The sequence below is a fragment of the Agathobaculum sp. TL06 genome, from assembly GCF_054658635.1.
This window is the reverse complement of the sequence record NZ_BAAGGY010000012.1, coordinates 62,695-82,346: the sequence shown is the minus strand read 5'-3', so window position 1 is coordinate 82,346 and position 19,652 is coordinate 62,695. Positions and strand designations below refer to the sequence as shown.

The window sequence follows — 19,652 nt, the reverse complement described above, 5'->3', positions numbered from 1 at the left end:
GATGGACAGGCTGCGCGGTCTGCGGGGAGGCACCCTGCTGTTTTACTATGTGTTCACGCTGTGCGCCGCGGGATACGGCCTGCGGCGGGACCTGACGGCGTACAACGCCCTGCTTGCCGCCGCGGCGCTCGCCCTGCCCGCTGTGCCGTTTGCGCTTTATCGGGTCTGCCGGCTGCGGCCGGTGTACCTGCTGGAGATCGTGTTCGACTGGTTCGTGCTGGCGGCGGTGCCGTTTGCGAGCCTGTTCGGCGGGTATGAGTGGCTCCCCTGGTGGGATAAGCTGCTGCATTTCCTGTCGGGCTTTCTGTTCGCCGTGCTGGGCATGGTGGTGTATTTTGCGAAAAAGCCCAGCCATGCGCTCGATCGGGAGGATGCGTTCAACGCCTCGCTGTATACCTGGATGTTCGCGGTGCTGAGCGCGGTCCTGTGGGAGATATGGGAATACCTCGTGTCCTTTTCCGGCGCGGACCCGCAGCAGGTCGCGTCCACCGGCGTGGGCGACACAATGCAGGATATGATCGTCTGCGCCGTCGGCGGGCTGCTGACCGCGCGGTCCTGCTGGCGCTACCTGCGGCACAGGGGCGAGGGGCGCCGCAAGGGCTTGATGATGAGCCTGTTTGAAGCCTATTATCGGGAGAATATCCGCAAAATATAGAAAAGACATCCGAAGGCGAGCGCCTCCGGACGTCTTTTCGTTCTATGGCATGATCCCGATGGGGGCTTAATCCTTCGGGGTGTTGGCTCTGTTCGAAACCTTGCCGCCATAGGTGCGCAGCAGGTTACGGACATAACCGTTGTTCTGCATAGATGCTTCGCTCATGTTGCTGAGTGCCTTTACAAACTTGTTCATATTGCGGCCTTCTTTCTTTTAAGATTTGTCTATATCATACCTTTTTTCTGGGGGAAAAACAAGAGGCTGATTGTATGAATTATACAAATTAGATAAGAAAGAATTGTGCAATTAATACAAAAATCAGCCTTCGGTGTGAATAACAGAGACCGGACAGCCGCCTGCGGCTTCCTGGGAGTCCGCTTCCTGCGCCGCGGTGTCGGGCTGGTGATAGACCTCCGCCAGCCCATCTCCGGCGATGCGGAACACATCAGGACAGGTTGCTTCGCACAGGCCGCAGGAAATGCAGCCGCCGCGGTCGATCGTGACCTGCATAAACAAACACTCCTTTCTCGCACACAGTATGCGCAGAAAGGAGCGGCGTTATGAGTGGTATGTCCTGCGGGGAGAAAACGGGAAGGCTGGAAAAATCAAGCAGACGCGCGTCACAGCTCGCGGCACTGGATGGCGGCCAGCGCGTCCTCGGTCGTCCGGCTGCCGAGCGGGATGACGCCCATGGCCTCGGCCCGCCGGCCGACCTCGTATTTGTGCAGGTCCACGCCGCCCTCGGCGCACTGGCTGGTGAGATAGACGCGTGTGCCGCTCCGGATCAGCGCCCGCACCGCGCCCTCCAGCCAGCGGGGGATGCCGCCCGCGCCGAACGCCTCGACCACCACCCGGGGATACCCGTGCAGGGCGCTGAAAAACGAGGGCGGGAGGTCGGGCGTCAGCTTGACGAGCAGGACGTCCGTGTCGATGTCCTGCACGAAGCGCGGTTCGCCGCCGTGCTGTGGCGGATGCGTCAGCCGCACGCACCCAGTCCCGTCGATTACGCCCGCGAGCGGCGCGCCGACCGAAGTGAACGCATCCGCTTTGAGCGAATGGCGCTTTGCGGCGTGGGGGCCGTGAATGATCTTCCTGTGCAGCACTGCCAGCACGCCGGCACAGTCCGCCGCCGCGACGCGGCATGCGTCGAGCAGGTTGCGGGGCGCGTCCGAATCCGGCGCGCCCATGGGCAGCATCGAGCCGGTCAGCACCACGGGGCGGTCGATGTTCCGCAGCACATGGTGCAGCAGCGCGGCGGTATAGGAAAGCGTGTCCGTGCCGTGGGCAATGACAAAGCCGTCGTACCGGCTGCGGTTTTCCCAGACCGCGCGCGCCATTTGCATGCGGTCTGCGGCGGTCAGGTCGGTGGAGTCCAGCCGCATCAGCTCGCACACCGTGACCGCGCAGACCGTCTCCAGCGCGGGCAGCAGGCGGACAAGCTCCCCGCCGGTCAGGGTCGGGGACAGCCCGTTTGCCGTTTCACGGCACGCGATCGTGCCGCCGGTGGCGATCAAAAGCACCTGTTTCATCGATTGCCCTCCCCGCGTCCGCGGCTCACTGGTAGCTGTCCGCAAGGATGCCGATGATTTCCTCGCGGCCAAGCGGGCGCGGGTCGGCGCGGAACAGGCCGCCCATGGTGGCGGCCGCGTTGTCCGCGATCTTCCCGAAATCCTCCGGCCGGACGCCGTAGCCGGACAGGCGGAGCTGGTGGACGCCGCAGCGCTTCTGCAGATCGGCCAGCGCCGCCAGGAAATCCGTCGCGCCAACAGCGTCCGTGCGCCCGAGCGCGCGCGCCAGCGCGGCCATCCGTTCGCCGGAAACCTCGGCGAACCGGCTCCAATAGGCGCGCGAAATCATAATCAGGCCCGCACCGTGCGGCAGCGCGGGATGGAACGCGCTCAGGGCGTGCTCGATCGCATGCTCGCCCGTGCAGCTCGACAGCGTTTCGACAAAACCGGCCAGCGTGTTGGCAAGCGCGACCTCGGCGCGTGCCTCGCGGTCGCCGCCGTCATGCACGGCGGTTGCGAGCGACCGGCCGATCAGCTCGACCGCGCGGAGCGCGAACATGTCGCTCATCGGGCTGGCGGTGCGGGCGATATAGCCCTCGGCCGCGTGGAAGAACGCGTCAAAGCCCTGATAGGCGGTCAGGTGCGGCGGTACGGTCATCATAAAGTCTGGGTCCACGACCGAGATGGCGGGGAAGCACTTTTCGCCGCCCCCGCCGATCTTTTCCTCGCCGTTGGTGATGACCGTGAACGGGTCTGCCTCGGTGCCTGTGCCCGCAGTGGTCGGGATGGCGACCACCGGCAAACCGGCGTTGGCGATGCGCTTGCCGCCGCCCGTGCCGCCGTGGACATAGTCCCACCAGTCGCCGTCGTTGGTGGCCATGACAGCGGCCGCCTTGGCCGTGTCGATCGAGGAGCCGCCGCCCAGGCCGACGATGAATGAGATGTGCGCCGCGCGGCAAAGCGCCGCGCACTCGCGCACCCCTTCGATGGTCGGGTTGGGCTGTACCTTGTTGTAAACAGCCGTTTCGTGTCCGGCCTGCCGCAGCACGTCGGCCACACGGTCGACATAGCCGAGCCGTGTGGTCGACGTGCCGCCGGTGATAATCAGGCCGCAGCCCTCCGGCAGGCGCGCTTTGGCGAGCTTGCGCACGGCGCCGTTGCCGAAAAACAGGCGGGTGGGCATATAGAAGCTGAAAATATCCAACGAGAAAACCTCCCTCAAAAAAAGGGGGTCCAACGACCCCCATGCGAATGCTGCTTGCTGTACGTTTTCCGGCTGGGGCCGAAACGCACCCAACAATACAATTATAGCAAATCAGCGGAAGCGTGGGAAGAGGGAAAACGCTGAAAAGGACAAGAATGTTTTGTTTAATATAACCATGAAAAAACATAAAATAATGCTTGACGTTGTGCAAGGTTGATGATATTATAATGTCACAGAAAAGAAAAGGGCAAACACCAAGGGACGTAAAGCAGGGGCTTTACAAAGGGCGAGAACCCATTCTTATTCTGAAGGGTTGGCATACAAAGCCAAATGATACCGGAGAAAGGGGTGAGTCCAATGGTATCAGAAGAAACATCCTACCAGTTCGCGGGACTCGCCGCGGCGCTGTGACCGAAACGATCAAGGTGATAGCTATTTATAAAAAGAGCGAGTTCCAAATTAAAAAAACGAACCGCCTGAAAAGCGCGATCGGCTTCTGATAGTAAGGAACGGCACCTGTGAGGAAGCTATCCTCGTGAAAATATATCCGTGAAAGCATACTGACGATGTAAGCGGATCGAGGCAGCAGGAAAGTAAGGTTCATGCATGAAAGAACCCTGAAGCAATGCGTTGGCGAATATGAAAATTGATCAGTACGATACCTGTAATCGCCAAAAATAGTGCGCATCCAAGAAAAAAGGCCGATGGGCATACTGATGAGTATGATGCAGCAAAAGCGGACCAGAGCACAGGACAGAGATCATATCAAAGCCTGCTGAAAATGGTTCGGGCATACAGGAGTAGAATCGAACGATTGCCCGCCAGGAAGAGACGCATTTCAAAATCCGACTTGATATAGAGTTCCTGAATGTAGTTAAGGTAACAAACCGAAATGTGTTCATTACCCGAAGAACCGCAGCCGCGCGGTTCCCGTGAACGTAGGATGAAAAAGCGGACAGCAAAAAATAAAAAAGGACAGCGGGAAATATCCTGCTGAGAAAAGAGAATCTATGGAGATCTGGAAGTAAAAGGCCTCGTTCGATAGGGACGAGGCCTTTATTGTTCCCTTTTTCCGAAACGCGGGCGTTACGGATGCGTTTCCTTTGCCTGGCCGATCATCTGGTAAAGCGCGTCAAGCGCGCCGGACAGGGTACCCACCTCGTCGATCAGGCCGAGCGTGACCGCCTGCTTGCCGGAGATGACCGTACCTACGTCCGCGGTGAGCTGTCCGGTCTCGCGCATGAGCTGCTGCAGCCGTTCAGCGGAAATGCGCGAGTGCGTGGTGATGAAATCCACGATACGCTCCTGAATCTTAGCGAGGTATTCGAAGGCCTGCGGCACGGCGATAATGGTGCCGTTCATGCGCACCGGATGGATGGTCATGGCGGCGGAGGCGGCAATAAAGCTCTTTTTCGCAGCCACGGCGAGCGGTACGCCGATCGAATGGCCGCCGCCCAGCACAAGCGAGACCGTCGGCTTGGTCATGCCCGCGATCAGCTCGGCAATCGCCAGGCCGGCTTCCACATCGCCGCCCACGGTGTTGAGCAGGATCAGCATGCCGTCGATCTCCTCCGCCTGCTCGACCGCGGTGATCTGCGGGATCAGATGCTCGTATTTTGTGGTTTTGTTTTGCGCGGGCAGCTCCATATGCCCTTCGATCTGGCCTACGATCGTGATGCAGTGGACCGTGCCGCGCGAGGTTTTAGCCGTGATCGAGCCGGTCTCCATAATATTATTTTCTTCCGGCGCCTGGATGGATGGATGTTCCTCCGCCATATCGCTCCTCCTTTTTGATACAAAAATCCCTACGGTAGAGTATGCTTCGCAGCGGCGGTTTTCATGCGCGGCTCGCGCGGAGCAGGGAAATATTACAGATTGTAAACAGCGGATCCGGTAGAACAGGCAGCTTTTACAAGCAAATACCGGAAGTTATCCACTTTGTACACAGAGTTATCCCCAATGCGTGGTGGAAAGCTTTGTGCATAAAGTGGATTTCGTCCGCCGGAAAGGGCGCGCGGCGGCGTAGAGTTTCATTATGGAAACATGTCTTGCTGTTTGCGGGGAAATTTGCTACAATATAAATGAATATCCGCAAATTCGCGGTAATAATGGAGTGAGTATGGTAATGAGCAATCCTATCGTTACGATTGAAATGGAACAGGGCGGTATCATCCGCGCGGAGCTATATCCCGAGGTCGCGCCGAATACGGTGCGCAATTTTATTTCGCTGATCCAGAAGGGCTTTTATGACGGAACGATCTTCCATCGCGTTATTCCGGGCTTTATGATCCAGGGCGGCGATCCGGAAGGCACCGGAATGGGCGGCCCGGGCTATGAGATCCGCGGCGAATTCACTGCCAACGGCTTTCAGAATGACCTGAACCACACGCGCGGCGTGCTGTCCATGGCGCGCACCGCGGTGCCGGATTCCGCGGGCAGCCAATTCTTCATCATGACCGAGGATTCGCCGCATCTGGACGGCCAGTACGCCTCCTTCGGCATGGTGACCGAGGGTATGGATGTGGTCGACGGGATCGTGAACACCCCGCGCGACTGGCACGACCGCCCGCGCCAGGAGCAGCGCATGCGCAAGGTGACCGTCGATACGCTGGGCGTGGCGTACGAGGCGCCTGAAACCCTGTAAACGGAAAGAAGGGGAATGGTATTGTATTATACCAACAAAGAGATTTTCGTCCTTTCCGCGGTTGGCTGTATGGATACCGAGCCGGATGGACTGGAGTCCATCCTGGCAGGGAATGAGGAGGGCGCGAAAGGCTGCTGCCTGTCGGTCGATATGACCGCGGACGGCATCGCGGTGCTGTCGTCGGACGGGTACTGCGTGGCCAACGACGGAACGCGGCTGAGCATCACGGATTACAGCTACGCGGAGCTGCACCAGGCGGCGCCGCAGCTTGTCCCCGCCGGACAGGCGATCGAGCTGGCGCGCACCTGCCGGGCAAAAATCGCGATCACGGTACATAACCAGACGCTTCTGCCGCAGCTCCGCATCACCCTGCGCCATTCCGAATGGCTGGACAATACGATCTTTGTCGGCCTGGGCCTGGTGGAGGCGGCGCGCATCGCGGTCGCCAACCCTGACCTGCACATCATGGGCGAGCTGCCCGCGCTGCCGGACAATATAGACGCGTTGGTGCGTGCGGCGCAGACGACCGGCCTGTTCGGCCTGCGCGCGGCGGCGGGCGACCTGACGCCGGCGCTGCTCTCAGCCTGCCGGCGGGCGGGGCTGTTCACCATGAGCCTGCCGACGAATGACGAGCGCACACTGGCCGGACTGATCCGCAGCGGCGTCAACTTCATCGAAACGGCGCGGCCGGATATCACGTCCATGCTGCTGCCGGCGGGCGAGGCGGAGCCGCACCAGATCCCGCTGATGCGGTTTTGATCCCTGTTTGTTGATAAAACCCCCGGAGAAGCTGTTCCGGGGGTTTGTTGCGTTTTTATTATGTGTGATTTGCCGCCGCCCGATGTAAGACGCATTTGGCGAGCAGGACGGCTGCCGCAAGGACTAGGGCGCTGATGGTGAGCCAAAGCGGTATCGGCGTTTGTAGCTGTACCCTGCAATATGCCGAGCACAGCAGGAACAGAAAGCCGATGGTCTCCAGAAGTCGGGACAAGGCGCGGTCGGCCGCCTTGAGGCGGCTGCGCTTGTCTGTCTGCGTGTGCTTTGCCATATCGAGGACATCGGTCAGTACCCCTGCGGCCTCGGCGTGGCGGACGGTCTCAGTGGGGATCCGCCGGCCCTGCATCAGCTCCAGCACGCTGACGTCCAGTGCCGCCGCAAGCGGTTCGATGAGGTTGATATCCGGCAGGCCCGCGCCGGTATCACATAGTTAAAAATATTGGTGTCATTTAATCAATTTTGCCGATAAAGCGGTAGAAGATTTCTACCTCCTGTTCCCGGCTTCCGTCCTCACCTTTGACCGCTTCATGGACAACGATTTTTTCAATCAGCGTATTCAAAAGTTCGGCGGTCAGTTCTGTTGGATTGACGCACTCTTTCATCAAGGCAATCCATTTTTCTGCGTCTGCGGCGTTCTGGCTTTCAGTGGCGATAGCGGATTGAAGCTGTTCAATCTTTGTGTCCAGTTCAGCCTGTTCGCTCTGGTACTTCCCGGACAGCATAGAGAAGTTGTATTCTGTGATACGCCCCGCCGCCCAGTCCTCATACATCCGGGCAAACAGGGTATCGACTTCGGCTTTCCGCTTCTCCGCTTTGTTCAACTCTGCGGCTTGCTTCTTTCTTGCGGCGGCCTGTCCCTTGTCATTGGCATTTAACAGCCGCTTCAAAAGCCGTTCTTCATCATGCTGTACCAGCCCCGACCAGTATTGCAGACGGGAGAGGACATAGGCGTAAAGCACATCATAGCGGATATAATGCATGGAGCATTGGCGTGTGCCCTGTCCGTACTTGCTACAATGATAATGGCCGTAAGGCTTGCTGTTCTGCCTGTTCTCCCCATAGGACAACGACCAGCCGCAATCCGAACATTTTACCAATCCGGAAAAAATCTGTGTTGTACCGTCCTTGCATTTTCTGCGGCGGTTTGCTATCTGCTCCTGTACCTGCCGGAAAACCTGTTCGCTGATAATCGGCTCCTGCGTGTTCTCCACCCGCACCCATTCACTTTGGGGCTTGCGTATCCTCCGCTTGTTCTTAAAGGAAATGTTTGTTTCCCGGTAGTGGATGGTATGGCCGATATAGGTTTCGTCTTTCATAATGCTCTTGACCTGCGCTATCGTCCATGCGTAGCTTTTTTCCTCTGGCGCACCCGCATAGATGTTTGCGAAAGTCCCGTCACGCTGGAAGTTGATAAATCCCGGCGTGGGAACCTTTTCCGCAATCAGTATTCTTGTGATACTGGCCGCCCCTCTGCCATGAATGGCGAGGTCAAAAATCTTCTCCACTATCCAGCGGGTTTCCTCGTCGATTATCAGCTTGTTTTTGATTTCCGGGTGTTTCCTGTACCCGATGGGAGCATAAGCGCCGATACGCTGTCCTGTGGCAAACTTTGCTTTGAAAGCGGCCTTTACCTTGCGGCTTGTATCTTTCGCAAACCATTCATTGAACAGGTTTTTGAACGGGACAAAATCGGAAAGCCCTTTCTCTGTGTCCTCATTCTCCGCAACGGCGATGTAGCGCACCCGTTTTTCCGGGAACAGAAATTCCAGATAGTAGTCCATCATCACATGTTCCCGCCCGAAACGGGAAAGGTCTTTCGTGACAATGCAGTTTACTTTTCCGGCTTCCACATCGTCCATCATGCGCTGAAAATCCGGGCGTTCAAAGTTCGTCCCCGACCAGCCATCGTCCACATACTCACCGACTACATGAAGTCCCTGTTCCTTTGCGTACTGTTGCAGGATTGTCCGCTGTGTTTCAATGCTTACGCTGTCACCATAGTTTTCATCGTCCCGGCTCAATCTCATATAAAGCGCCGTGTTGTAAATCGTAGTATTGTAAGGTTGTTTCACCGTTAAAAATCCTCCTTCTTAAAGAAACAACCCACGCTTACAATACTTTTGCTCTATGGCAATTATATCATAAGCGTGGGCGTGTTATCAATGATGGGCTATCAGGTTGAAGCGGCTTTTTCTGCGGTATGCCGCACCACATCTACAATCAGATCACCGAGGGGCTTCCCGCCTGCGGCGAAGTGTTCGGAGATTTTTATACGGTTGTTCCCACATACAAAATACTGCGTGCCGTTCTCTGCTTGTATGACCTGCCCTGTCCGGGGCGTAAAAATATCGCTTTCGCTTTTTGCCATCCAGTGTCCTCCATATTCAGTTTTCAAGGTACAATGCCGCACAGGGGCGGCGAAAATTTCTGCTTATATCTATCACCTTTCCTTTACTGTGTGCCGCTGTTGCCGTTTCACCTGCGCCAGCACTTCCGGCGGGATACGGTCAACGAAATTGCGGAGATTGTGTAATTCGCTTTCCAGCGTTGCCCGTTCCATGCGGTCTTTCATCTTGCCTTGCTCACTGGCCTTTGCCCTTGCTTCCAGCTTTTTGTTTTCTTCCAGCAGGTCATTGATTGTGACCTTGTACTTTTTCAACTGCCCGGAGAAGTTCTCCATCTGCGGGAACCACTTTTTCAGCATGAAGAGGGCTTCCTCTTTTTTCTTTCCGGCGTTCAGCGGGTTAATGCCGTCAAGGGCGGCTTCAATGGCTCTGGCCTGTTTGGAGAGGGAAACCGCCTGTTTGAAAAGCCGGGTGGGGATATGCTTCCGGCCTGTCTTGCTGGCACTCTCCCCACGCTCCAAGTCGGGATATTTCACCACCATATAGGCGTGAAAATCGTCCTGCCACTTCGTCAGGTTTGCCCGGTTGCCGATAATCTCCTTTGCACACAGGCGGTTGTCCTTTGTCAGCGGAACAAAGGTCAAATGCAGGTGGGGCGTTTTCTCGTCCATGTGTACCACCGCCGACACGATATTTTCCCGTCCTACCCGGCCAATGAGGAAATCTGCCGCCCTTTGGAAGAACGCCTGTATCTCCTTTGGAGATTTCCCCTTGAAAAACTCCGGGCTGGCGGTTATCAGCGTATCGACAAACCGTGTGCTGTCCTTGCGGGTTCGGCATCCGGCCTGCTCGATACGGCTCTGAATGAAGTGGTAATAGCGTCCCTCCGGCTTGACGATATGGAAATTGTATTTGCTCCGGCTTGTGTCAATGTCGGGGTTACTGGCGTATTGTTCTTTCTGCCTTTCGTGATGGGCTTCCAGCGGCCTTGCCGGGTTGCCCTTGTGCTTCTCAAACCGCAAAATTGCGTGTTGTGCCATTCTGCTCCTTTCCCCATTCCTTTCCTATCCTGGGTTTTCCACAGGGAAAATCCTGCCAGAATTATCTCTGATACGATAGGAATGGAATGGATATAAATAAATCATTTTAATCTTTGTATTTCTATATACCGTCCGGTTTTCGTACTTTAGGGGGGCGGTTTCCGTACTTCAAGGGTACGGTTTTCAGTCCTCCGGCGTACCAGAACGGGATTTCTTGAAGTCGGTGTTTGGAACCGCTTCATAGGATTTTGGAAAAATGCGGTTGGGTTTTCCACAGCCCTGCTTCTGGATCTCCACCAGTCCGGCGTATTGCAGTTCCCGCAGGGTGTTCACCGCTTTCTGCCGCCCACAGTGGAGCAGGTCAACCACTTCGCAGATAGGGTAATACAGGAAAATCCGTCCGCAGTCATCCGCCCACCCATTCTTGCGGGATAACTCTGTCCGGCGCAGGATAAAGGTGTACAGAACCTTTGCCTCGTTAGACAGGGGCTTGAATGTGGGGGCTTCAAAGAGAAAATTCGGGAGCCGGGTGAAGCTGAACGCCTTTTCCGGCTGATGAATGTAAATCGTGTTTGTCATATCGTGTTTTGTGGACGGTTAGAAGCCCGTTTTCCGGGGCGGGCGATACTTTATACCACCTGCCCCGGTTTGGGGCTTGCGGAGCCTAATAAATCAAGGCTTTTTTCGCTCCTAACTGTCCACAGCAGACCTCCTTTTCCGTTCACTTTCTGTTTTCTGCCGCCTGTGAACTCTGGCGGCACAGCCGGGGCAGTATTTTGCCCGGTTGGATTTGGGGACGAACACACCGCCGCAGACCACACAGCGTTTCAAGTCCTTATCCCGGAAAATCTCCGCTTCCAGCGTCCCGTCCAGCGGCAAGACCGCCCAGCGGAACCACTTACAGCAGACCGAGAAAGAAACTGTCTGCGGGCAGGTGCAGGTGTCCCCATCATCAAGGACAATGCAGTTGCCGTCCTCACAGCAACAGCACTCCTGGCGTATCAGGCTGGCCGCCTGTTTCCTTTGCGCCGGTGTCATGCGGTAAAGGGAACCGTCCGGCCTGCGTTCCAGCGGCGGCAAGTCTTTATAGGGGTTATCTCTCATGCGTTCCCTCCATTTTGCTTTCCGTTGCCGTTCTCCCCGAAAAGGTTTCTTGCCCCATGCCTGCGGCGTGTTCCCAACAGGGGCCCCCGCAAAGTCGTCAGACTTTGTGGGGAGAGGAGCCGCAGCGGAGCGAGTGAGCTTTCGCCCTCTGGCGGAAGCGAATGATACGCAGCTTGCGGCGACGAGGCACGCTCCCCGCAACTTCGGGACAACTTGTCCCGAAGTGACCTCTGGACAAAGTGTCCAGAAGCTGGCTCCTTGCAGTGCTTCCCCAGCCGGGGTATTCCTTTTTGGACGGTCATTCTGTTTTCAAGGTGCTGTCCATCGATGAACTACCCTAAGTCTACACCTAAATGACCGCCCGTCCCGTATATCCGAAAGGTAGGAAATCGGCTTAAAAAACAGGCTATTTCCGTGCTCTCGGAATTATGGTAAAATAAACATAAAAATTGGCTTTCAAGCCATAGGAGGACAATAATCTATGAAAATCGGAATTTTATGTGCGGGTGACGAAGAACTCGCCCCATTTTTGCCCTTGATAAGCAACTGTAAGATAACGGAAAAAGCTATGCTGAAATTCCATGCTGGACAGATTGATAGTGTAGAAGTTGTCGCCCTGTTTTCCGGCGTGTGCAAAGTAAATGCCGCCATAGCCGCTCAGCTTTTGATAGATGTATTTTGCGTGGATATAATTATCAATTCAGGGACAGCGGGCGGTATGGAGCCAGAACTTGAAATATTCGATACAGTTATCTCCACAGAAGTTTGTTACCACGATGTAGCGCCAGACATTTTAACGGAATTTCATCCGTGGATGAATTCTGTGTTTTTTGTGGCAGACCCAAAGCTGATAGATATGTCAAAGTCTGCTGTTGACAAGCTTTCAACTTCTGGAAAGGTAGTTTGGGGCCGTATGGTAACGGGAGAATCGTTTATAACCGATGAGAGCCGGCAAAAAATAAACGATGAATTTGCTCCCTTGACGGTTGACATGGAAACTGCCAGTATCGCTCATGTCTGCTATGCAAATGACATACCGTTTATCGCCATTCGGTGTGTGACCGATACTGAAAAACACAGCGGAGTTGATAATTTTGACGGAAACTGTGCAAAAGCATCAAGTATTGCCAAAGATATTACGGTTGCTTTATTAAGAGAAATCAAAAAGTCGTGGTAAGATTGGATGATATTTTAGAACAGAGGACAGAGGGGGGGAGAGTATGGCCCTAACTATTCAAGAACGACTAAAAGACCTGCGTGTGGAGCGTGGCTTGACGCTGGAACAGCTTGCGGAACAGACGCACCTCTCCAAATCTGCGCTTGGCAGCTATGAAGCGGACGAGTATAAGGACATCAGCCACTATGCCCTTATTGAGTTAGCAAAGTTTTACGAAGTGACTGTTGATTATCTGCTGGGCCGTTCCCAAACAAAAAATCACCCAAACGCCGATCTTGCAGACCTGCGTTTGAGCGACGATATGATTGAACTATTGAAAAGCGGGCGGGTGGACAATTCCCTCTTGTGTGAACTGGCGACCCACCCGGATTTTCCCCGGCTCATGGCCGACCTTGAAATCTATGTGAACGGCGTAGCGGGAAAGCAGGTGCAGAGCGCAAACGCCATTGTGGACGCTGTGAGTGCAACGATTATGAAACAACACAATCCCGGCTTGACTGACCCACAGCTGCGACAGCTTATCGCCGCCCATATTGACGATGACAGCTTTTGCCGCTATGTGATACAGCAGGACATAAACAAGATAGCCTTCGACCTGCGGGAAGCCCACAAGGACGATTTTTTCAGCGTCCCGGAGGACAATCCTCTGGAAGATTTTTTGCAGACCGCAGAGGAAACCACCAGAGAGGACAGCGACCCGGAGCAGGCGGCTATGGCATTTATCTGTAAGCGGCTCAAGCTGAACTATGGGAAACTGTCAGAGGAAGAAAAGAAGTGGTTGAAAAAGATTGCACAGAAATCGGATTTGCTGAAAAATCCAAAGCCGCAGCGGGGACGCAAGTAAGAGAATAATAAATCAGATTATATGGAGGTATTGGTTATGAAAAAGTGGTTACTGATAATTTCAGCGACTGTTATTTGCGTTGCTGCCGCTTTTTTATATTTCTTTAGTTTAACTCCCAAAGGAGATACCATTACCAGCAGAGAAAGCATATTGAACACCGCAATTTCAAAAGGGAATGAATGGACTATCGCAAAAGAACTGGAACTTGGCGGTTATATCGTGAGTGGAGCATACAGTACAGATAATAAATCTACACTTGCTATCTTTGAACCAACAGGAAATGGAGACTACAAATTTAGTACATCAACAAACCGAAATAGTGATGAGATTATTGTCGGTGGCGTTGCAATAAACGGAGAATGGTATGATTTAATTTGGTTTAATGGTGCTAAAACAGAGTATGCTGAAATCACTTATACAATAAATGGACAAGTGCAAGATACATTGAGATACAACACAGATGATATGGATATTATCTCAATTAAAAACCCAGAAAAAGAGTATTCCATTCATGTGGCTTACTATGACAATGATGGAAATAAATACGAATAAATTGTTTTTCATCGAGAAAATAGCAAAGCCAGCCGAGCCAGTCAACGGTCAAGATGAACGGCGCATTTCATGCGCCGCCGTTGACAGTCCCGCCCGTCTTTGCTAAAGGGTAATCAAGGCGGGAAAGCCCTAAAATGGCTTCACACCTATTTCAATAATTGGAGGAGATAAAAATGAGATCAGAAAAGGAAGTTTATGATATTGTTTTGAATTTTGCAAAAACAGACAAACGCATTCGCATGGTTACTTTGGAAGGATCTAGAACAAATACAAATATTCCGCCTGATGATTTTCAGGATTTTGATATTACTTTTTTTGTTACGGATATGGACAGCTTCACAAGTGATGATAAATGGCTAGATATATTTGGTGAAAGGTTGATTCTGCAAAAGCCGGAAGATATGGAATTATTTCCAGCTGTAGAAAAGGGATTTTCATATTTAATGCTGTTTACTGATGATGTTAAGATAGATTTAACTTTGCTGCCGCTGGAACTGATAGACGAGTATTTTACATGGGATAAACTGGTAAAGTTACTGTTGGATAAAGACAACCGTATCGTAAAGCCGCCAATACCAACGGATATAGACTACCACTTGCAGAAGCCTACTCAAAGAATGTTTGACGATTGCTGTAATGAATTTTGGAATACTACAACATATGTAGTAAAGGGCTTATGCCGCAAAGAAATTCTTTTTGCTATTGACCATATGAATGATATAGTACGAAAAGAATTGCTTCGCATGATTTCCTGGCTGATTGGTATCAAACAGGGATTTCATTTCAGTTTGGGAAAAAACTATAAATTTATGAAGCAATATGTCCCAGAGGAATTGTGGGAACGACTTATGTCTACTTATAATATGGATTCCTATCCCCATATGTGGGAATCCTTTGAACAATGTATGGCATTGTTCCGGGAGGTTTCGTCAGAAGTGGCATGCCAGTTGGATTACCAGTATCCACTATATGATGAAAAAATCAGTAATTATGTGATTCGGCAAAAGAAAAAATATGGCATTGAAGATGATAACAAATAAAATTTTTTCAATCGAAAAAATTTATTTTGATTATTCAATTTTGAAAAACTGAATACCTCAAAATCAGAAAGAGCGCGGCCAAGCACTTTGAGGGATTGGCCGCCTTGTCCACCCATCCAGCGGGGCGGCGGGCGGCGGTCAAGGCCGGGTGTAACCCCGTTCATTTCAGCCTTGACGGTTGCCCGCTGTCCTGCTACTTTTCCGGGAGTGTGGCCACAACTTCGGGACACTTTGTCCACAAGTCGGAGCGTAGGACGAGGGACGGGGGCTTTCATATACGCCCTGTCTGCTGATGAAACCAGACCTGCGCTTGCGGCTCCACGCCACGCAAGCACAGCCCTGTTTTCTTGCCGCTTCAAATCTTGCCGCTTCAAATGCCCTTGCCCTCCCCGGCGGCAACGGCATTTTCACGACAACGCCGACAGAGCGTATAACACACTACACTTTGCTTCGCAAAGTCGTGTGCCAAATGGGGGCGTTGCCCCCTTTGGAAACCCCCACAAGAAAAGGCGATATGCTACCCCTCCACGGGGCGCATACCGCCTTTTCTTGTTATCCAGCCCTCCGGCTGTATTGGTTGAGCAAAAGTCAGCGTGGGATTGGTGTGGTATCTTTATCTAAGTGAACCCCCCCGTTCCCACTTGCTGACCGCCTTATCGGTCACATGCAGCCTGGCTGCCAGCTCCGCCTGTGTCATGTTCCGCTCCCGACGTACCGCGGCGATAAAAACGCCTGTTTTTGTTGCATCCATTGATATATCCTCCTTTTGGGGAAAAGTATACCGTATCAGGCAGCTTGGCGCAACCGACGCAGAGTTCAGGCGGTATCGGCGGCGTTCTACGGTACGTCGATGCGTTGCCAAGCGGTAAAATACAGGGGAGAGGCTTTCCCTTATCTATCTTTTGTGCTATAATAAAACGGTATATATCCATTTATCCCGATATTTGAAAGGAGCCGCGGCTGTGGCTGACATTTCCGTACAAAACCTCACCAAATATTACGGCGACCGCCTCATCCTGCAGGATATTTCCTTTGATATCCAGCAGGGAGAAAAGGTCGCCATTCTGGGCGCGAACGGCGCGGGCAAGACCACCCTGCTCAACATCCTCACCGGCCGCCTGCCCTATGACGGGGGGCATGTTTCGCTCGGCGCGGGCAAGAACGCGGGCGTGATCGACCAGATGCCGGATTTCCCGCCGGAATCCACGGTCGAGGACGTGCTGCGCCTGGCCTTCCGCGAATCCGACGAGGTCGCCGCCGCGATGGACGCGCTGACCGACGAGATGGCCCGCAAGCCGGACGACGCCTCGCTGCTCAAACGCTACGCCCAGCTTGAAACCCGTCTGGAGCTCCTCGGCGGCTACAACCGTGATTTTGAGATCGACCGTGTGTGCAACGGCCTGGAAATCCCCGCGGCCATGCGCGCACAGCCGTTCGCGCTGCTCTCGGGCGGCGAAAAGACGCGCATCAACCTGGCGCGCATCATCCTCGAACAGACCGACATCCTGCTGCTGGACGAGCCGACCAACCATCTGGACATGGACGCGGTCGATTGGCTGGGCAGTTACCTCGAGTCCTATCGCGGCACGGTGATGATTATTTCGCACGACCGCTGGTTCATCGACCAGTGCTGCGACCGTGTGATCGAGATTCACGACTGCACCTGCGAGTTCTACAACGGCAACTACTCCTATTACGCGGTCGAGCGCGAACGCCGCCGCGAGGAACAGCTCAAGCACCACGAGCACGAGCTGGCCGAGAAAAAGCGGCTGGAAGCGGTCGCCCGTATCATGCACGAGCACGGCACCGAGCATCTGGCCAAGCGCGCCGCCTCAATCGAAAAGCGCATCGCGCGCATGACCGTCACCGACCGCCCGAAAAAGGACAAAAAGATGACCGTCACCTTCGGCGACCCGAACTACGAGACCGAGGAGGTATTAAAGGTTCGGGATATTACAAAAAGTTATGAAGGCCGTGGAATATTACACGATATCAGCTTCAACATCCGCAACCGCGAGAAGGTCGCCCTGCTGGGTGCGAACGGCGCGGGCAAAACCACCCTGCTCAGGATCCTGCTGGGGGAGGAAACGCCGGACGAGGGTACGATCCGCAAGGGTGTGGGCCTGAAGCCCGCCTATCTGCCGCAGCAGGTGCATTTCGCCAACCCGCACCGCAACCTGATCGACACGCTGATCTATGACAAGAACGTGTCCATGCAGGTCGCGCGCAACCGGCTGGGCTCGTTCCAGTTCACGGGCGAAACGCAGATGAAAACGGTCGATATGCTGTCCGGCGGCGAAAAAAGCCGCCTGCGCCTGTGCGAGCTGATGTACGACCCCCTGAATTTCCTCATTCTGGACGAGCCGACCAACCATCTCGACCTCGCCAGCCGCGAGTGGATTGAGGAGGCGGTGGAGGCGTTCGACGGCACGCTGCTGTTCGTCTCGCACGACCGGTACTTCGTCGAGCGGTTTGCCACCCGCGTACTGTATCTGGAAAATGGGCGGCTGACCGACTTCATCGGCTCGTATTCCGACTTTTTGAAATTCCGTGAACGGGGCGAGCTGCCCGAGGCGCCCGCCCCCGCGCCGGCCCCCAGGCGGAAAAAGCCCGACGCGCCGACGCTGGACGACGTACCCCGCCCGCCGGAAAAACCCAGGCGCACCGGCGGCACCAAAAACCTGCAAAAGCAGCTCAGCGCGCTCGAACGTGAAATTTCCCAGCTCGAGCTGCAGTCGGCCGAGTTGGAGCAGCAGATGATCGACGCGTCCTCGGACTCGGCGCGGCTACTCGAACTGATGACCAAAAAGGAGCAATGCGACGAGTCGCTCGCCGCGAAAATGGACGAATGGGAGGCCGTGGCCGCCGAGCTGGAGGAGCTGCAGCAATGAGCGAACGGAAGATCTGGCTCGCGCTGGCGGCGGTGTTCGCTGCGGGCGGCGTGGTGCAGCTACCCTGGGCGCCCTCGCGGTTCGGCGGCGTGTTTTTCCTTACGCTGGCCGCCGGCTGCGCGGGCGAATGGCTGATGCTGCGCTTGCAGGAGCGGTACAGGGTATGCCGCGTGCTGTCCGTTGTGGGACGTGTGCTGTTCGGCTTGTTCGTCGTATCGTTCGTCGCGGTGCAGGGCATCATCCTGCACGGGATGCGCGCCGATCCGGAAGCCGGAGACGCGGATTACCTGCTGGTGCTGGGCGCGCGGGTGTATGAGGACGGCCGTCCGTCCGCGGCGCTGGCCGCGCGGCTGGATACGGCGTATGATTTCCTGCAGGCACACCCCGAGGCCACCGCCATCCTGTGCGGCGGGCAGGGGAGCAACGAGCCGTGTCCGGAGGCGGAGGCGATGTACGATTACCTGACCGCCAGGGGCATGGACGCGGACCGTTTGCTGCTCGAGGACGAATCCAACAATACGATACAGAACATTGAAAACGCCCGCGCCCTGATCGGGGACGGACACAGGACCGCGGTGGTGACGAGCGATTACCACCTTGCGCGCGCCCGCGTGCTGATGGCGCGCGGCGGACTGGACGCGGCCGGTATCCCCGCGCCGACGCCCTATCCGGCGCAGCGCGTGGCGGTGCATTGTCGGGAGTATTGCTCCATCCTGGGTCTGATGCTCACCGGCAGGTGGCAGGGCGGTACGGGAAAGGATACGCCGGCCGCGTAAGGCGGCGGAATCGGAAAGGAACCTGTTATGTTTGACAAACTGAACGCTCTTGCGCAGCGCATGGACGAGCTGGAGGCCCGCCTCGCCGAGCCGGGCCTGTATGACGACCCCAGCCGCGCGGCCAAGCTCCTCAAGGAGCGCAACGAGCTGGAACCCATCGTCCAAGCGTTCCGCGCCTGCCAAAAGGCGCGGCGGGCGCAGGAGGATGCGCTGGATATGCTGTCCGATCCGGATATGAAGGAACTGGCGCAGGAGGAGCTGCAACAGGCCAAGGCCGATATCGCGCGGCTGGAGGACGAGCTGAAGCTCCTGCTCCTGCCCAAGGACCCGAATGACGACAAGAACATTTTTGTCGAGATCCGCGGCGGCGCGGGCGGCGAGGAAAGCGCGCTGTTCGCCGCCGATCTGTACCGCATGTACACCATGTACGCGGATAAGCGCGGCTGGCAGACCGAGGTGATGAGCGCGTCCGAAACCGAGCTGGGCGGCTATAAGGAGATCGTGTTCCGCGTGGCGGGTGATAAGGTGTATTCCCGCCTGAAATTTGAGAGCGGCGTACACCGCGTCCAGCGTGTGCCGGAAACCGAGTCGCAGGGCCGCGTACACACCTCGACCACCACGGTGGCCGTGCTGCCCGAGGCCGAGGAGGTCGATTTTTACATCGACCCCAAGGACCTGCGCATCGACACGTTCCGGTCATCCGGCGCGGGCGGCCAGCATATCAATAAAACATCCTCGGCCATCCGCGTGACCCATATTCCGACGAACACGGTGGTCGAATGTCAGGACGAGCGCAGCCAGCACAAGAACAAGGATAAGGCGCTGCGCGTGCTGCGCGCCCGCCTGTACGAGGCTGAGGTGGAAAAGCAGCAGGCCGCGATCGCCGCGGACCGCAAAAGCCAGGTCGGCACGGGCGACCGGTCGGAGCGCATCCGCACCTATAACTTTCCGGAAAACCGTGTGTCCGACCACCGCATCAAGCTGACGCTCTACAAGCTCGACCAATTCCTGAACGGGGATATGGACGAGATACTCGACGCCCTGATCGCCGCCGACACGGCTGAAGAGCTCAAGGCGCAGGGCGAAGCATGACCC

Annotated in this window: 24 protein-coding genes; 11 read left to right on the top strand and 13 right to left on the bottom strand. The window is 55.4% G+C overall.

All coding sequences use genetic code 11. The features are described 5' to 3' along the window. The first annotated feature begins 1 nt into the window (after position 1). Positions 2-655 carry a hypothetical protein gene (locus tag ACYQ3S_RS08880; protein ID WP_459688584.1) on the top strand — a complete coding sequence of 218 codons (654 nt, stop codon included), beginning with the start codon at positions 2-4 and terminating at the stop codon, positions 653-655. A gap of 66 nt (positions 656-721) precedes the next feature. Here ACYQ3S_RS08880 and ACYQ3S_RS08875 read toward each other — a convergent pair whose 3' ends face one another. From ACYQ3S_RS08875 to ACYQ3S_RS08860, 4 genes are all read right to left on the bottom strand, one after another. After that, positions 722-850: a hypothetical protein gene (locus ACYQ3S_RS08875; protein WP_256435208.1), complete on the bottom strand. Its 129-nt coding sequence runs from the start codon at positions 848-850 to the stop codon at positions 722-724. 123 nt (positions 851-973) lie between these two features. Then, complete coding sequence (locus tag ACYQ3S_RS08870) at positions 974-1,165, bottom strand: ferredoxin (RefSeq protein ID WP_054328020.1); 192 nt, start codon at positions 1,163-1,165, stop codon at positions 974-976. 110 nt (positions 1,166-1,275) lie between these two features. Further along, positions 1,276-2,184: an asparaginase gene (locus ACYQ3S_RS08865; protein ID WP_459688582.1), complete on the bottom strand. Its 909-nt coding sequence runs from the start codon at positions 2,182-2,184 to the stop codon at positions 1,276-1,278. A gap of 25 nt (positions 2,185-2,209) precedes the next feature. Beyond that, positions 2,210-3,346, bottom strand: coding sequence for an iron-containing alcohol dehydrogenase (locus ACYQ3S_RS08860; RefSeq protein WP_459688623.1), 1,137 nt, complete (start codon positions 3,344-3,346; stop codon positions 2,210-2,212). 248 nt (positions 3,347-3,594) lie between these two features. Between ACYQ3S_RS08860 and ACYQ3S_RS08855 the strand changes: the two genes are divergently transcribed. Beyond that, entirely contained in the window at positions 3,595-3,867 is a 273-nt protein-coding gene (locus ACYQ3S_RS08855) for a hypothetical protein (protein WP_459688580.1), read from the top strand. Between the two features lie 586 nt (positions 3,868-4,453). On the opposite strand, the gene ACYQ3S_RS08850 is transcribed toward ACYQ3S_RS08855, so the two are convergent. Further along, positions 4,454-5,143, bottom strand: a complete 690-nt coding sequence (locus tag ACYQ3S_RS08850; RefSeq protein WP_459688578.1) for a ClpP family protease — start codon at positions 5,141-5,143, stop codon at positions 4,454-4,456. 349 nt (positions 5,144-5,492) lie between these two features. Between ACYQ3S_RS08850 and ACYQ3S_RS08845 the strand changes: the two genes are divergently transcribed. After that, entirely contained in the window at positions 5,493-6,011 is a 519-nt protein-coding gene (locus tag ACYQ3S_RS08845) for a peptidylprolyl isomerase (RefSeq protein ID WP_459688577.1), read from the top strand. Positions 6,012-6,026: 15 nt separating this feature from the next. Next, positions 6,027-6,770, top strand: a complete 744-nt coding sequence (locus tag ACYQ3S_RS08840; RefSeq protein ID WP_107631292.1) for a hypothetical protein — start codon at positions 6,027-6,029, stop codon at positions 6,768-6,770. Between the two features lie 58 nt (positions 6,771-6,828). Here the strand turns inward: ACYQ3S_RS08840 and ACYQ3S_RS08835 are convergent, their stop codons facing one another. The 6 genes from ACYQ3S_RS08835 to ACYQ3S_RS08810 form a co-directional block, all read right to left on the bottom strand. Next, positions 6,829-7,146: a hypothetical protein gene (locus ACYQ3S_RS08835; protein ID WP_459688575.1), complete on the bottom strand. Its 318-nt coding sequence runs from the start codon at positions 7,144-7,146 to the stop codon at positions 6,829-6,831. Positions 7,147-7,237: 91 nt separating this feature from the next. Then, positions 7,238-8,860 (bottom strand): recombinase family protein, encoded by a 1,623-nt coding sequence (locus ACYQ3S_RS08830; protein ID WP_435413791.1) that lies wholly within the window; start codon positions 8,858-8,860, stop codon positions 7,238-7,240. Positions 8,861-8,961: 101 nt separating this feature from the next. After that, complete coding sequence (locus tag ACYQ3S_RS08825; RefSeq protein ID WP_002334813.1) at positions 8,962-9,156, bottom strand: hypothetical protein; 195 nt, start codon at positions 9,154-9,156, stop codon at positions 8,962-8,964. A gap of 72 nt (positions 9,157-9,228) precedes the next feature. Further along, positions 9,229-10,173 carry a MobV family relaxase gene (gene mobV, locus ACYQ3S_RS08820; protein WP_008395975.1) on the bottom strand — a complete coding sequence of 315 codons (945 nt, stop codon included), beginning with the start codon at positions 10,171-10,173 and terminating at the stop codon, positions 9,229-9,231. A 183-nt stretch (positions 10,174-10,356) separates the two neighbouring features. Next, on the bottom strand, positions 10,357-10,752 hold the full coding sequence (locus ACYQ3S_RS08815) for a replication initiator protein A (RefSeq protein WP_008395976.1): 396 nt from the start codon (positions 10,750-10,752) through the stop codon (positions 10,357-10,359). A gap of 111 nt (positions 10,753-10,863) precedes the next feature. After that, positions 10,864-11,277: a cysteine-rich VLP domain-containing protein gene (locus ACYQ3S_RS08810; protein WP_044930679.1), complete on the bottom strand. Its 414-nt coding sequence runs from the start codon at positions 11,275-11,277 to the stop codon at positions 10,864-10,866. A 481-nt stretch (positions 11,278-11,758) separates the two neighbouring features. On the opposite strand from ACYQ3S_RS08810, the gene mtnN reads away from it, so the two are divergent. The 4 genes from mtnN (at position 11,759) to ACYQ3S_RS08790 (ending at position 14,890) form a co-directional block, all read left to right on the top strand. Beyond that, entirely contained in the window at positions 11,759-12,454 is a 696-nt protein-coding gene (gene mtnN, locus ACYQ3S_RS08805) for a 5'-methylthioadenosine/S-adenosylhomocysteine nucleosidase (RefSeq protein ID WP_008395978.1), read from the top strand. Between the two features lie 43 nt (positions 12,455-12,497). Further along, positions 12,498-13,298 (top strand): helix-turn-helix domain-containing protein, encoded by an 801-nt coding sequence (locus ACYQ3S_RS08800; RefSeq protein WP_008395979.1) that lies wholly within the window; start codon positions 12,498-12,500, stop codon positions 13,296-13,298. 36 nt (positions 13,299-13,334) lie between these two features. Next, entirely contained in the window at positions 13,335-13,850 is a 516-nt protein-coding gene (locus tag ACYQ3S_RS08795) for a hypothetical protein (RefSeq protein WP_015573183.1), read from the top strand. 173 nt (positions 13,851-14,023) lie between these two features. Next, complete coding sequence (locus ACYQ3S_RS08790; RefSeq protein ID WP_001255868.1) at positions 14,024-14,890, top strand: aminoglycoside 6-adenylyltransferase AadE; 867 nt, start codon at positions 14,024-14,026, stop codon at positions 14,888-14,890. Here the strand turns inward: ACYQ3S_RS08790 and ACYQ3S_RS08785 are convergent. Both ACYQ3S_RS08785 and ACYQ3S_RS08780 read right to left on the bottom strand, forming a co-directional pair. Next, positions 14,839-15,264: a hypothetical protein gene (locus ACYQ3S_RS08785; RefSeq protein ID WP_032548332.1), complete on the bottom strand. Its 426-nt coding sequence runs from the start codon at positions 15,262-15,264 to the stop codon at positions 14,839-14,841. The genes ACYQ3S_RS08790 and ACYQ3S_RS08785 overlap by 52 nt on opposite strands. 239 nt (positions 15,265-15,503) lie before the next feature. Continuing rightward, the gene (locus ACYQ3S_RS08780; protein ID WP_459688570.1) at positions 15,504-15,641 is read right to left on the bottom strand and encodes a helix-turn-helix domain-containing protein; all 138 of its coding nucleotides are present in this window, start codon (positions 15,639-15,641) and stop codon (positions 15,504-15,506) included. A gap of 211 nt (positions 15,642-15,852) precedes the next feature. Here ACYQ3S_RS08780 and ACYQ3S_RS08775 point away from each other — a divergent pair, with 211 nt between their 5' ends. The 3 genes from ACYQ3S_RS08775 to prfA are packed head-to-tail and all read left to right on the top strand — an operon-like array spanning position 15,853 to position 19,649. Next, entirely contained in the window at positions 15,853-17,781 is a 1,929-nt protein-coding gene (locus ACYQ3S_RS08775; protein ID WP_459688568.1) for an ABC-F family ATP-binding cassette domain-containing protein, read from the top strand. After that, positions 17,778-18,557: a YdcF family protein gene (locus ACYQ3S_RS08770; protein ID WP_459688566.1), complete on the top strand. Its 780-nt coding sequence runs from the start codon at positions 17,778-17,780 to the stop codon at positions 18,555-18,557. The genes ACYQ3S_RS08775 and ACYQ3S_RS08770 overlap by 4 nt, the downstream gene beginning before the upstream one ends. A gap of 27 nt (positions 18,558-18,584) precedes the next feature. After that, entirely contained in the window at positions 18,585-19,649 is a 1,065-nt protein-coding gene (gene prfA, locus ACYQ3S_RS08765; RefSeq protein ID WP_459688565.1) for a peptide chain release factor 1, read from the top strand. Positions 19,650-19,652 lie beyond the last annotated feature (3 nt).

Excerpts from the sequence above, each read along its gene's own strand:
- ACYQ3S_RS08840 (WP_107631292.1), top strand. The coding sequence starts at position 6,027 with ATGGTATTGTATTATACCAACAAAGAGATTTTCGTCCTTTCCGCGGTT.
- ACYQ3S_RS08880 (WP_459688584.1), top strand. The coding sequence starts at position 2 with ATGGACAGGCTGCGCGGTCTGCGGGGAGGCACCCTGCTGTTTTACTAT.
- mobV (WP_008395975.1), bottom strand. The coding sequence starts at position 10,173 with ATGGCACAACACGCAATTTTGCGGTTTGAGAAGCACAAGGGCAACCCG.
- ACYQ3S_RS08795 (WP_015573183.1), top strand. The coding sequence starts at position 13,335 with ATGAAAAAGTGGTTACTGATAATTTCAGCGACTGTTATTTGCGTTGCT.
- prfA (WP_459688565.1), top strand. The coding sequence starts at position 18,585 with ATGTTTGACAAACTGAACGCTCTTGCGCAGCGCATGGACGAGCTGGAG.
- ACYQ3S_RS08800 (WP_008395979.1), top strand. The coding sequence starts at position 12,498 with ATGGCCCTAACTATTCAAGAACGACTAAAAGACCTGCGTGTGGAGCGT.
- ACYQ3S_RS08865 (WP_459688582.1), bottom strand. The coding sequence starts at position 2,184 with ATGAAACAGGTGCTTTTGATCGCCACCGGCGGCACGATCGCGTGCCGT.
- ACYQ3S_RS08860 (WP_459688623.1), bottom strand. The coding sequence starts at position 3,346 with ATGCCCACCCGCCTGTTTTTCGGCAACGGCGCCGTGCGCAAGCTCGCC.
- ACYQ3S_RS08875 (WP_256435208.1), bottom strand. The coding sequence starts at position 850 with ATGAACAAGTTTGTAAAGGCACTCAGCAACATGAGCGAAGCATCTATG.
- ACYQ3S_RS08770 (WP_459688566.1), top strand. The coding sequence starts at position 17,778 with ATGAGCGAACGGAAGATCTGGCTCGCGCTGGCGGCGGTGTTCGCTGCG.
- ACYQ3S_RS08870 (WP_054328020.1), bottom strand. The coding sequence starts at position 1,165 with ATGCAGGTCACGATCGACCGCGGCGGCTGCATTTCCTGCGGCCTGTGC.
- ACYQ3S_RS08825 (WP_002334813.1), bottom strand. The coding sequence starts at position 9,156 with ATGGCAAAAAGCGAAAGCGATATTTTTACGCCCCGGACAGGGCAGGTC.
- ACYQ3S_RS08810 (WP_044930679.1), bottom strand. The coding sequence starts at position 11,277 with ATGAGAGATAACCCCTATAAAGACTTGCCGCCGCTGGAACGCAGGCCG.
- ACYQ3S_RS08790 (WP_001255868.1), top strand. The coding sequence starts at position 14,024 with ATGAGATCAGAAAAGGAAGTTTATGATATTGTTTTGAATTTTGCAAAA.
- ACYQ3S_RS08855 (WP_459688580.1), top strand. The coding sequence starts at position 3,595 with ATGTCACAGAAAAGAAAAGGGCAAACACCAAGGGACGTAAAGCAGGGG.
- mtnN (WP_008395978.1), top strand. The coding sequence starts at position 11,759 with ATGAAAATCGGAATTTTATGTGCGGGTGACGAAGAACTCGCCCCATTT.
- ACYQ3S_RS08780 (WP_459688570.1), bottom strand. The coding sequence starts at position 15,641 with ATGGATGCAACAAAAACAGGCGTTTTTATCGCCGCGGTACGTCGGGAG.
- ACYQ3S_RS08850 (WP_459688578.1), bottom strand. The coding sequence starts at position 5,143 with ATGGCGGAGGAACATCCATCCATCCAGGCGCCGGAAGAAAATAATATT.
- ACYQ3S_RS08815 (WP_008395976.1), bottom strand. The coding sequence starts at position 10,752 with ATGACAAACACGATTTACATTCATCAGCCGGAAAAGGCGTTCAGCTTC.
- ACYQ3S_RS08845 (WP_459688577.1), top strand. The coding sequence starts at position 5,493 with ATGAGCAATCCTATCGTTACGATTGAAATGGAACAGGGCGGTATCATC.